11 protein-coding genes are annotated in these 12,605 nt (G+C 41.5%); 6 read left to right on the top strand and 5 right to left on the bottom strand.

What is annotated here, in order from left to right; translation table 11 throughout:
• Positions 1-28: 28 nt before the first annotated feature.
• From BLW16_RS08625 to BLW16_RS08610, 4 genes are all read left to right on the top strand, one after another.
• Complete coding sequence (locus BLW16_RS08625; protein WP_090556189.1) at positions 29-829, top strand: metallophosphoesterase family protein; 801 nt, start codon at positions 29-31, stop codon at positions 827-829.
• Positions 795-1,400: a hypothetical protein gene (locus BLW16_RS08620; protein ID WP_090556188.1), complete on the top strand. Its 606-nt coding sequence runs from the start codon at positions 795-797 to the stop codon at positions 1,398-1,400. The genes BLW16_RS08625 and BLW16_RS08620 overlap by 35 nt, the downstream gene beginning before the upstream one ends.
• Before the next feature lie 356 nt (positions 1,401-1,756).
• Positions 1,757-2,617 carry a sigma-70 family RNA polymerase sigma factor gene (locus BLW16_RS08615; RefSeq protein WP_008242129.1) on the top strand — a complete coding sequence of 287 codons (861 nt, stop codon included), beginning with the start codon at positions 1,757-1,759 and terminating at the stop codon, positions 2,615-2,617.
• A 315-nt stretch (positions 2,618-2,932) separates the two neighbouring features.
• Positions 2,933-3,874 (top strand): M20/M25/M40 family metallo-hydrolase, encoded by a 942-nt coding sequence (locus tag BLW16_RS08610; RefSeq protein ID WP_090556187.1) that lies wholly within the window; start codon positions 2,933-2,935, stop codon positions 3,872-3,874.
• Positions 3,875-4,090: 216 nt separating this feature from the next.
• On the opposite strand, the gene BLW16_RS08605 is transcribed toward BLW16_RS08610, so the two are convergent.
• The 4 genes from BLW16_RS08605 to BLW16_RS08590 are packed head-to-tail and all read right to left on the bottom strand — an operon-like array spanning position 4,091 to position 7,516.
• Positions 4,091-5,725, bottom strand: coding sequence for a S41 family peptidase (locus tag BLW16_RS08605; RefSeq protein WP_090556186.1), 1,635 nt, complete (start codon positions 5,723-5,725; stop codon positions 4,091-4,093).
• A gap of 34 nt (positions 5,726-5,759) precedes the next feature.
• The gene (locus tag BLW16_RS08600) at positions 5,760-6,371 is read right to left on the bottom strand and encodes an HAD family hydrolase (protein WP_090556185.1); all 612 of its coding nucleotides are present in this window, start codon (positions 6,369-6,371) and stop codon (positions 5,760-5,762) included.
• Positions 6,371-6,862, bottom strand: coding sequence for an ATP-grasp domain-containing protein (locus BLW16_RS08595; RefSeq protein WP_139298296.1), 492 nt, complete (start codon positions 6,860-6,862; stop codon positions 6,371-6,373). The genes BLW16_RS08600 and BLW16_RS08595 overlap by 1 nt, the downstream gene beginning before the upstream one ends.
• A 3-nt stretch (positions 6,863-6,865) precedes the next feature.
• Complete coding sequence (locus BLW16_RS08590) at positions 6,866-7,516, bottom strand: ABC transporter ATP-binding protein (RefSeq protein ID WP_090556183.1); 651 nt, start codon at positions 7,514-7,516, stop codon at positions 6,866-6,868.
• Between the two features lie 132 nt (positions 7,517-7,648).
• On the opposite strand from BLW16_RS08590, the gene sucC reads away from it, so the two are divergent.
• Together sucC and asnS are read left to right on the top strand one after the other, a co-directional pair.
• A complete protein-coding gene (sucC, locus tag BLW16_RS08585) occupies positions 7,649-8,839 on the top strand; it encodes an ADP-forming succinate--CoA ligase subunit beta (protein ID WP_090556182.1) in 1,191 nt (396 codons plus the stop codon).
• A gap of 523 nt (positions 8,840-9,362) precedes the next feature.
• Positions 9,363-10,811, top strand: coding sequence for an asparagine--tRNA ligase (gene asnS / locus BLW16_RS08580; protein ID WP_090556181.1), 1,449 nt, complete (start codon positions 9,363-9,365; stop codon positions 10,809-10,811).
• A gap of 101 nt (positions 10,812-10,912) precedes the next feature.
• Here asnS and BLW16_RS08575 read toward each other — a convergent pair whose 3' ends face one another.
• Positions 10,913-12,571: an FMN-binding glutamate synthase family protein gene (locus BLW16_RS08575; RefSeq protein ID WP_090556180.1), complete on the bottom strand. Its 1,659-nt coding sequence runs from the start codon at positions 12,569-12,571 to the stop codon at positions 10,913-10,915.
• Positions 12,572-12,605 lie beyond the last annotated feature (34 nt).

Below are 12,605 nucleotides of genomic sequence, written 5' to 3'. Positions count from 1 at the left end.
TTAAACATTATATCGTTTAAAAATAAGAATGAGAAAAAAAATACTACTTTATCTTTTAGCGCTATTTATATTTAGTTGTAATAGAAACGAATTCAGCCCGAATCAAAAGTTTGACGCCACCACCCCGGAGGGTGTAAACGCGCGTGAAATTTCTGAACTGTCAAAAAAGACTGCCGGCCCGCAGATCAGGATTGCAGTCTCAGGAGATACCCATACAGATTACACAGACAGTAAGGGTTTTGTAGATTATGTGAATTCACAGAACGACATCGATTTCGTTATCCTGAATGGTGATGTTACCAACTTCGGTCTGTTGACGGAGTTTCAGGGTATCTATGATATCTATAACAAATTAAAAGTCCCTTTCATTACGGTAATAGGCAACCACGACGAAAACGCAGAAGGTAATTCTGTTTACCAGCGGATGTATGGTAACCAAAACTTCACTTTCGATTATGGAGGCATCAAATTTGTATGCCATGATGCAAACAGCAGGGAGCATAGTTTTGACGGCAGCAGTCCTGATCTGGACTGGCTTCGTATGAACCTCTCAAAAGACGAAGGTACCCAGTATATCGTAGCCTTCGCGCATATCCCTCCAATAGATGCAGATTTTGACCAGACCCTAAGGGCCGGTTATGAAAGTTTGTTTAACAGCACTCCCGGAATGCTTGCTGCTGTTCATTCCCACCGGCATTCGGCAGACTCAATTTACAGGGCTAACGGCACAGGAATACCTTTCATCATCACCAATACGATCTTAAACAAGACTTTCACCATCATTGACATTACAAATGGCCAACTTACTTCGCACCCTGTTACTTTTTAATATCCTTCCTTTACTACTTTTCAGTGTGCAGACCGCAGTCGCCCAATCAAAACTGATCAATACATTGATCCCCGATCAGGTAAGCATTCAATACGCAGGCAGCATTGGTTATATCAGCGGTGGCTTAGGTTACAATTTATGGAAAGAAAAAAGTACCCTGAGCTTTCATTTCGGCTATGTGCCAAAAAATAAAGGCGGAGAATTGGATATTGCAGCCGTCAAACTGGATTATAAACCATTTGCTATCCACATCGGTGACCAGCTCATCTTTCATCCTATTAACCCCGTTGCATTTCTTTCCTACACCTTCGGACAGGATTTCGGATTTGAATTTGACTCACAGGTTTATGACAAAGGCTACTATTTTTGGTCGCCCGCACTGAGAGAGCATCTCGGTTTAACATCAGAACTCAAAATACTGGGAGATGGGAGCACCAAAATAAAATCTATCAGTCTCTATGTCGAAGCCAATACGAACGACTTATATGCAATCAACTGGTACCATGATAGAAAAGGAATTCCGTTTACTGACATTTTTCGCCTTGGCTTCGGCTTAAAGATGAACTTCTAGTATTCCATACACTAATTGGTCTATTTCTGACAGTAACTGACCTGAGTTGGCAATATACGCTCAATTTATAATTTAAAACTCATAAAACGATATTGTTATAGCATAAAAACCCAACTAACATAATATACGTAATATATTATAAAACAACTATTTGTTATTGACTTATAATAAAAATATAATAAATATGAGTATATATCCGGCCAACTGTCAAAAGTACTTTGGAATAATTTTTGCTGTCTAACAAATACATAAATAACGAGTGTAAAGTGTAACGTTTTCAGGAATTTATGTTTTAAAATTGCCTTTTAATCCTTACTTTTGCACGTTCAATTAATAACGAGCACCAAAGCACATAAATGAGACAACTCAAAATCACCCAATCCATAACCAATCGCGAGAGTCAATCTCTAGACAAATATCTTCATGAGATTGGGAAAGTAGATTTAATCACCGCAGAAGAGGAAGTAATACTGGCAAGAAAGATACGTGAGGGTGACCAGGCCGCTTTAGAACGCTTAACCAAAACGAATTTGCGTTTTGTGGTTTCGGTTGCAAAGCAGTACCAGAACCAGGGATTAACTTTAGGTGATTTAATTAACGAGGGTAACCTGGGTTTGATCAAAGCTGCAAAAAGATTTGATGAAACCAAGGGTTTCAAATTTATCTCTTATGCTGTATGGTGGATACGTCAGTCTATTTTACAGGCTATCGCTGAACAAAGCCGTATCGTGCGCCTTCCTTTAAACCAGGTGGGTTCATTGAGCAAGATCAGTAAAGCTTTCTCAAAATTAGAACAGGAATACGAACGCGAACCTTCTCCGGAAGAACTGGCAGATATCCTCGAAACTACGGTTGATAAAATCTCAGATACGTTAAGTAATTCTGGCCGTCATGTATCCATGGATGCTCCATTTGTACAGGGTGAAGAAAATACACTTCTTGATGTACTGGAAAACCATGAACCAAATACGGACAGCAGCCTGATCAATGAATCTCTTTCTGAAGAGATCAAACGGTCACTGTCTACTTTAACAGAACGTGAAAGAGAGATTATCGTGCTGTTCTTTGGTCTGAGCACCAACCATCCTCTATCTCTGGAAGAGATAGGAGAAAAATTCAATTTAACACGTGAACGCGTACGTCAGATTAAAGATAAAGCTTTACAACGCCTGCGCCATACTTCCCGCAGCAAAATATTAAAATCATATTTAGGTTAATACAAAACCTTTATTCTTAAAACAGAAAAAGATTGGCAAAGCCAATCTTTTTCTGTTTTTGGGCCGTTTTACTCAAACGGATTCAAAATATGACTCAGTCATAGCTCATCCTTTCATCACAAAACATTCTTATAACGCGTCTCTATCCATTAAAAATAGTGCCGTATACCCTTTTTGAATAATTTTTAGTTTATAAATCAGACAGATACTCCAACAAAGTTAATTTTTTCATTTGGCTATTGATCTGTCATTAATTTGTAATATATTAGGCTTTACGTAACACATTAAAAGCTGTACTCAACTAAACCTATTGCTATGAAATTATATTTACTCCTACCCCTGCTACTGGCAGCGGGTTGCAATGCGGTAAAAACATCTAATCTTCCGGCACATTCAGATCAGTTATTAAAAGATGTTCAAACGCTTTCCTCAGATGCCTATGAGGGTAGGAAAACAGGAACAAAAGGGGCAGAAATGGCCAGAAATTATATTAGCAAACGTTTCAAAGAAATTGGTTTAAAATCTTTTCCTTTATTGAATAGCTATCAGCAGTCTTTCACTTTCTCAGGAATTGACGACCCTAAAATACTGGGACGAAATATGATCGGATATATTCCAGGAAGCAGCAGTAAAGTAATTGTGATATCAGCCCATTACGACCATCTTGGGATCATCAATGGCAAGATCTTCAACGGAGCTGATGACAATGCATCCGGCGTAGCCGGAATGTTGAAAATAGCCGCGCATTACGCAAAAAGCAAACCAAACTATACGCTGATTTTTGCTGCTTTTGACGCAGAAGAGTTTGGCAGAAAGGGCTCGGAATATTTTGTCAGCCATCTGCCTATTGATCTGAAAAGAATCAGGCTTAATATTAACCTTGACATGATCAGTCACAATGATAAAGGAGAACTATATGCTTCTGGCACCTATAAAAACTATCAGTTAAAGAATTACATTGTCACTACCATCCCTGATCTGAAGATCCTTTTCGGACATGACAACCCAAAGTTAGGGATTGACGACTGGACAGAACAAAGTGACCAGGCGGCCTTTAATAACAAGAATATTCCTTTTGTTTACTTTGGTGTAGAAGATCACAAAGACTACCACAAGTCAACTGATACTTTTGAGAATATCAACCAGGAATTTTTTATCAATGCTGCTAACGGCATCCTGGAAATTATCGATAATTTTGATAAAGACCGTACCGTAGAAAAGGTCTTCAGAGAAAAGCTCCAGTCTAAAAGAAGGTAAACCGGCACTGTTCAGCCTTCTTCTTCCCTTGTTCAGTCATTGATTGCGCTTAAAACGCTTTAAATAAGCTATAACTGCGGTGCGACTGCGCTTTTTTGCTTTAAACAGCGCAGTCGCGCCGCAGTTATGGGGTTTTCATAGCGTCCTGACCTGAATACCTACCCGGAGAATCCCCTGTTCCTGATAGAACTATGCGGTCGGCCTGATGTGATTTGTTTATTTCTTCAAATTATGTTTCTTCTCAATCATACCAACAAATTCGCTGTGCGGGTTGGCCGGCTTAACACCAGAATAACTGAATGAAGATACCTGTGAACTCCGGTCCTTGACGCTGCTGGCAGCACTCTGACTGGAAACAGATCCCGGAGCAATTAAGTTTAAAGCTGCAGAAAGATTCTGTTCTCTTTCATCGCCGAAAGGATATTGCGAATTGTCATCCACAACCGTGCCCGGAACCATCCCTGCGTAATATCCTCCTTCGTTATTTGCATTCCGTGTTTCAAAAAGCGACATGTAGACGTCATACCTGTGCTCCAGTGTAATGGGGAAGAAACCTACAGGCTTGCCATAAGTAGTCCCTCCTACAAGCTGCACAGTCATATAGGGCTTAAGAGAGTTGATCAGCAGCTCGCTCGCAGATGCGGTACTGCCGCTTACGATAAATACCACATTGGTAACTGAATTCAGTGTTCCTTGTTTTGTGAAGTTAGTGGTGTTACCAGCCTGGGAATAATCGATATCAGCATAGGTAAGCCTTTTACCATCCTGGAACTGAACCTTACCAGCTGAAGTTAACAGCGGTTGATTGACCATGATCGTTGTTTTAGGATTAGCCTGCATCGCAGTATTATAAATCTCAGTGTACATTTTCTTACCTGTCGTGCCTGAAGGTGCAATCAGGTTTGCAAGATATTCGGCTGTTTGAATATATCCGCCTCCATTATACCGGAGATCAACTACCAGGTCTGTAATTCCCTGTGTACTGAAATTAGAAAATACAGGATCCAGATTTGTATCACTTGGCGCATCCTGGTTTGTTAAGGCCGAAAACCGTGCAAAGGCCAGATAGCCGATTTTCTTACCAGGCCTTACGATTACTTTTGAAGCATACACGGGACTACTTTTGTAAGAGGCCCTGTTTAAAGTGAGATTAAAAGGAACCTTGTCTACATAGTTATATCCCTCAATTTTCACAGAAGCCCCATCCAGTGCAGCACTGACAGATGAACGTTCGGTAGAATAGTTTGTACCAATTGCTGTACCGTTTACCTTGGTGATTACCCATCCTCTTTGCACACCTGCGGCGGCGGCCGGTGATCCCGGATAAACAGCAGTTATAAAAAGATAATAAGTATCAGAGTTACGAACCAGGTAATAAACTGGCCTGATTCCGATATCATATCCGTTACCTTCGGTATCTACATTGGCCCTGCCGTCTACACTGGAAGTTACTGCCGGATTCGCTGTAGTGATATCCTCAATGTAGGAGTATTTCGGGAAACCGTCACCATAATATTCATAGGCCTTGCCTGTTGCAGGATTTAGTTTCAGCTGGGTGATCGCATACAATTCATCATCATAATTATCGAGATCAACAGATTTTGATGAATATTGTCTTGGATTAAACGTACTGTATTCAGGAAGGGCATCATTCCAGAAATAGATCTGCTTGGCATAAAGAAATAGCGAATCTAACGTAAGCTCCCTGCGCGAGCCCGTTGAAGGTACTCCCGCAGTAGTGGTTGTAGTAGCCTCCTCCGATTTATTCTTTTTACAGGCAGTCAGACCGCCAATACAAAGGATAAATATAGAGAGTATGCCGAACCGATATTTAGTAAAAATAGTATTCATAGGAATGGAATATAGACTACTGGTAATTACGCAATTAAGTTACGGAAAGTTTGTCGACCGTCAGAAACCTTAACGTGTTAAAATATGCTAAATTCGTGCCATCTTTTTCTGCCCCGATAACGAGAATTTCTTCACTTTTAACACTACTTTCAGCCGTAATCCTTTCAATACCATCTATATATCCATTGGCCATTTCGGCCAGAAAATACACCTTCATATATTGTTCAAGGCCATTCCACTCCATTTGCCTGATCTTGTTCAGCTGTATTGCAGGATCTCCGTCAACCAATAAAAAGACAGGTTTGCCTGCAGCCCTAACTTCCCTTAGAAAACTAAGGACAGGCGCAAACAGCAGTAATTTCAAAGGCAGCCTGGCATTTTGCTGCAGCAAATCAAAGTTAACCTGATATTTTTCAGGCAGATCAAACTGTATTGCCGTCTTCTGAAAGATCCCGGAATGACCGTCATTGCGGTAGGTCTCTTCCATAAAACGGATGATACCGGCACCTTCAATTTGCTCAGCATATTCAATGAACTGGGCAAACAGATAATATACCTGCAGCCAGTAGTCTTTTTCCGGGTAGAGCACATTGTCCAGCTCAAATACAAAGGCCCGGTTGTCCCTGATATAATCCTTGTAACTCATCAGGAAACCGTAAATAGTGTTCGCTTAATTCCCTCAGGGGTTTGATCTATATAAAAGACACCATTCAGTCCGACTGTGTTCCCTCCAGGCTGCAATTCCGGGGCTGAAGCGTAGATCAGCTCTCCCCTGTTGTATACGGCCCAGCTCTGCGTATTGGAGGCTCCGCTTAAAGGGTATAATGGAAAGGTAGCCAGGTCCGGCAATAATACATGGATGTTAAACTCCTCAAATAAGATCAGTGACTTTACTACGGCTTCGAGCTCAAAGATATAAAGCGGCAACAGACAGTCTGCCTCCTGATCAAGACATACACTCAGCAGATTATGAGCTGTGGTATCTTCATTTCTGTCGCCAAGGCTTATAAATTGATATTGTGCAGACGAAAAAGAAGGAGTTTCGCCATAATCTGCCAGTAAAACCTGGTTTTCTGTAAATGCCTTTAATAGTTTTAGTGCCTGGGAAGATTTCCCTCCGGTAATCAATGTTTTCAAATCTTATACAATTAAACCATCTTTCATGGTAACAACCCTGTCGCTGATCTGGGCAAGGTCTTCATTATGGGTAACGATCACAAAGGTTTGCTTAAAGTTATCACGAAGGGTAATAAAAAACTGGTGAAGCGACTGTGCATTGGCTGAATCCAGGTTACCGGAGGGTTCATCGGCCAGTATGATCGACGGATCATTGATCAGTGCCCTCGCAACAGCAATACGCTGCTGCTCACCCCCGGAAAGTTCATTGGGCTTGTGCGATGCGCGCTCCTTCAGACCCAGCAGGTCCATGAGCTCCATCGCACGCAATTCTGTAGTTTTCCTGCTTTTTTTTGCAATAAAGGCGGGAATACAAATGTTTTCAAGCGCTGTGAATTCTGGCAGCAGGTGGTGAAACTGAAACACAAATCCTATATTTTCATTCCTGAAAACGCTTAACAGTGCCCCTGAAAGTTTGTTGATCCTGGTACCGTTCAGTTCCACAGTACCTGCGTCAGGCTTGTCCAGCGTACCCAAAATATGTAAAAGTGTACTTTTGCCGGCACCCGATGCCCCGATGATACTGACGATCTCTCCCTTACTGACTTCAAAATCCACACCTTTAAGGATCGGCAGATTTCCGTAAGCTTTTTTAATACCTATAGCTTTTAGCATGTAGCAAACTTACAAAAAGTTGAGATTAAATCCAGTTAACGTTAATATTACACCTTTTACCGCAGGATAAAACCCAGAATAAGTTTTTAAAACCAATCTGAAATTGTAGATTTGGATCAAATTTTTCAGCTAATGAATATACACGAATATCAAGGTAAAGAAATACTTAAAAGTTTTGGTGTTGCCGTACAAGAGGGCATAGTTGCCGAAACTGTTGAGCAAGCTGTAGAAGCTGCTAAAAAGATGAAAGCAGACTATAACTCTGACTGGGTAGTGATTAAAGCACAAATCCATGCTGGCGGCAGAGGAAAAGGCGGTGGTGTTAAATTAGCCAAAAACCTGGACGAGGTTAAACAAAGAGCTACCGATATTTTAGGTATGCAACTGATTACTCCTCAAACCGGAGCTGAAGGTAAAAAAGTAAATAAGATTCTGGTTGCTCAGGATGTTTACTATCCAGGTGCTTCTGAAACAAAAGAATTTTATGTGAGCGTTTTATTAAACCGTGCAGTTGGCAGAAACATCATCATGTATTCTACCGAAGGCGGTATGGATATTGAAGAAGTTGCAGAACATACTCCTCACTTAATTTTCAAAGAAGAAGTTGACCCTGCCGTAGGCCTTCAAGGTTTCCAGGCCCGTAAAATTGCTTTTAATCTTGGTTTAAGCGGCGGAGCATTCAAAGAAATGGTGAAATTTGTTACTGCTTTATACAAAGCTTATGACAGCACTGACTCTGCGATGTTTGAGATCAACCCTGTTTTAAAAACTTCAGACGATAAAATTATTGCTGTTGATGCGAAGGTAGACCTGGACGAAAATGCTTTGTTCCGTCATCCTGATTATGCAGCAATGCGTGATAAACTGGAAGAGGATCCAACTGATGTTGAAGCAAGTGAGTCAAACTTAAACTATGTAAAACTGGACGGAAATGTTGGCTGTATGGTTAACGGTGCCGGTTTGGCAATGGCTACAATGGACATCATTAAAATCGCTGGTGGTGAGCCTGCGAACTTCCTTGACGTTGGTGGTACTGCAAATGCACAAACTGTGAAAGCCGGTTTTAACATCATCCTTAAAGATCCAAATGTTAAAGCTATCCTGATCAATATATTTGGTGGTATTGTCCGTTGTGACCGCGTTGCACAAGGTGTTATTGATGCTTATAATGAAATAGGTGATATCCCTGTTCCGATTATCTGCCGTTTACAAGGTACAAACGCTGAAGAAGCCAAAAAATTAATCGATGAATCCGGATTGAAAGTATTCTCTGCAATCGCGTTGAAAGATGCAGCTGCACTTGTTACTGAAGTTCTGGCTTAATTTTATATTAAAGGCTGAGCCTTTTATAATTATACCCATGCCAATTGTTAATTCAGTTGGCATTTTTTTATGCACTTTATTCCGGAATGCCCTATAAACAAAAAATCCTCCAACTTGTGGGTCGGAGGATCTTTAAACCAAATATAAATTAAACGAGCAATACAAACATACGAACTTATAACACAATTGCAACATTTATTTTGTTTTTTTTATTTCAAAACACTTAATAAACATAAAAACACCATTAAATACGTGAAAAAGGCCTATAAAATAGGAGTAAATATAATTATAACAACAAAATAAGGTTTAAACAATGTAAAAATAGATATAAAGCCAAAACTATCACACAAAATATAGATAAAAATTAATTTAATATGATTTTAACACTGAAAATTATGTCAAAAAATAAATAATTGTAATAAATTCACAAAAACGTCAATAAATAAACACAATTAAACTTCTCCTGCCTCTCCTCTTATTTCTAGATGGAATTCCTTATTTTTGAGCGCTCCACAAGAAAATCATGATTAAAAGAGAAAAAATAAAAAGCCTGTTAGGCACTGCAGATTTTAACAGAGAAGTAACGGTAATGGGATGGGTAAGAACCTTCCGTAACAACCAGTTTATTGCGATCAATGATGGCTCATGTATGGGTAACATCCAGATCGTTGTTGATTTCACAAATACATCAGAAGAATTATTAAAAAGAATTACTACCGGTGCGGCTATTGCGGTTACAGGTACATTGATACCTTCTCTTGGTAAAGGACAAAGTGTGGAGGTGAAAGCAGATACCATTGAGATCCTTGGCGATAGTGATGCGGAGAAATTCCCTTTGCAGCCTAAAAAACACAGCCTGGAATTTTTAAGAGAAATTGCACACCTGCGTTTCCGTACCAATACTTTTAATGCAGTTTTTAAAGTCCGTCATGCCCTGGCTTTTGCCATACATCAGTTTTATAATGAACGGGGGTTCGTGTATATGCATACCCCTGTGATCACTGCTTCTGATGCTGAGGGCGCAGGAGAAATGTTTAAAGTAACTACGCTTGATTTCGATAACACACCAAGAACCGAAGATGGTAAGGTAGATTTTTCGGAAGACTTCTTCGGAAGAGCCACCAACCTCACTGTATCCGGTCAGCTGGAAGGTGAACTGGCAGCAATGGCTTTCGGCCAGATCTATACCTTTGGCCCTACATTCCGTGCAGAAAACTCGAACACTACACGTCACCTTGCCGAGTTCTGGATGATTGAACCTGAGGTGGCTTTTGCCGACCTGGAAGATAACATGCAGCTTGCTGAGGATATGATGAAGTATGTGATCAGCTATGCCCTGGAAAACTGTAAGGAAGAAATTGAGTTTTTAAATACCCGCCTGCTTGAAGATGAAAAAACGAAACCGCAAAATGAGCGTTCTGAACTTTCACTCCTGGACAAACTGAATTTCTGCTTAAATAACGATTTCCAGCGTCTTACCTATACGGAAGCGATCAACATTTTACGTTCGTCAAAACCAAATCAGAAAAAGCAATTCAAATACCTGATCAATGAATGGGGTGCCGACCTGCAATCTGAACATGAACGCTTCCTGGTAGAAAAGCATTTCAAAAAGCCGGTGATCCTTACAGATTATCCTGCGGATATTAAATCGTTCTACATGCGCCAGAATGAACCTGATGCAGAAGGCAGGAAAACCGTAGCCGCAATGGATATCTTGTTCCCTGGTATTGGTGAAATGATCGGCGGATCACAAAGAGAGGAACGCCTGGACAAACTTACCCAGCGTATGGAAGAACTCAATATTCCTCAGGAGGAACTATGGTGGTACCTGGATACACGGAAATTCGGATCAGCTCCGCATGCAGGCTTTGGATTGGGATTTGAGCGCCTGGTATTATTTGTTACCGGCATGACCAACATCAGAGATGTGATCGCTTTCCCGCGTTACCCGAAGAACGCCGAGTTTTAATCAATTGCGCTCATACAATATCGAACAAAAAACTCCCTTACAGGGAGTTTTTTGTTTATAACTACCTATTCCGGCTGACCGGTCAACCAGTAACTGAACGTTTAATTGGATTGCGGTAAGGTATCCGAAAATGAATTCGCATGCGCGTAATCGATAGAAGTTACCTGGTAGTCTGTTGGTGCAAAACTGGCCGCTGTGCTCAGCGCCATCCCCAGTTCAAACCGTAAAGGATAAGGCGTATTCAATAAACTTCCTTCAGGGATATAGGGAAAGGTCTCCATATAGGATTGAATTGCATTCGTTGAGATCCTTCTGTTAATATATGCGCGGGTCAGCTGATAGGTGTGCCGCAGTCCTGCAGCACCCAGTAACTCTACTGCACTGGCCACCGTTAAACGGTGATAGTTGAACACACGTACCTTTTTATCATCAACAACCAGTCCTTTCATTAAACTGGGGTCCTGGGTAGCTACGCCCGTAGGGCAGGTGTTGCTGTTGCATTCTAAAGCCTGGATACATCCGAGGGCAAACATCATCCCCCTGGCAGAATTACACATATCGGCTCCAAGGGCTATATTTTTCACCAGGTCAAATCCTGAGGATACCTTTCCGGAAGAAATGATCTTTATATGTTTCTTGAGATCAAACCCGCTGAGCACATCATAGACAAATGCCAGTCCTTCTCTTAATGGCATCCCTACAGCATTAGAAAACTCCTGCGGAGAGGCACCCGTACCACCCTCACCTCCATCTACAGTGATAAAGTCCACATAGGTACCTGATTCTGTCATGGCCTTACAAATAGCAAAGAATTCACTTTTACGCCCGATGCATAACTTAAAACCCACAGGCTTTCCGCCGGAGAGCTCCCTTAATTTTTTCACAAAAGCCATCATTTCCAGGGGCGTAGAGAATGCAGAATGCGCAGGGGGAGAGATCACATCATAGCCTTCCTTCACCAGTCTGATCCTTGCAATTTCGGGCGTCACCTTTCTTGCCGGAAGTATTCCCCCATGCCCGGGCTTGGCGCCCTGCGAGAGCTTGATTTCGATCATCTTCACCTGTTCTGCCTTTGCCCTCACTGAAAAAGCGTCGTAATTGAACGTTCCGTCATGGTTGCGGCAACCGAAATAACCCGTCCCGATCTGCCAGATCAGATCACCTTTGGGGCCGGCATGGTAATCACTGATCCCACCCTCGCCTGTATTGTGCGCAAAGTTTCCCATAAAGGCGCCTCCGTTTAACGCAAGGATTGCATTCTGGCTTAAGGAACCAAAACTCATGGCAGAGATATTAAATATACTGGCGGAATAAGGCAATGCACAATCAGGCCCTCCTACCAGCACTCTCGGGTCTTCATCCAGTTCATGATGGCTGATAGCCGCGATACTATGGCTTAGCCATTCATAACCATTCTCATAGACATCCAGCTGTGTACCAAAAGGGATAGTATCATTTTCTTTTTTTGCACGCTGATAGATCAGCGACCGGTTTAACCTGTTAAAGGGTTTCCCATTGGTGTCGCTCTCCACGAAATACTGGTACACTTTAGGGCGCAGGTCTTCGGCAAGATACCGTAACCGGCCTACTACGGGATAGTTTCTTACAATACTATGTTTAGGCTGGTAGAGGTCATATATACCCAATAAGACAACCGGGCCGATAAAGATAAATGCCCAGTAAAAAGGTGGCCATGCTATGCTTATCATCAAAGTTGCCGCGACCAGGAACGCGGCAATCGCAATAAATGCTTTTCTCATACAAACAGGTTTAACAATTAATCATCAATAGTAC

This window comes from Pedobacter hartonius (genome assembly GCF_900107535.1).
GTDB classification, from domain to species: Bacteria; Bacteroidota; Bacteroidia; order Sphingobacteriales; family Sphingobacteriaceae; genus Pedobacter; species Pedobacter hartonius.
The sequence above is the reverse complement of the archived record's forward strand: the minus strand, read 5'-3'. Positions and strand labels throughout refer to the sequence as shown.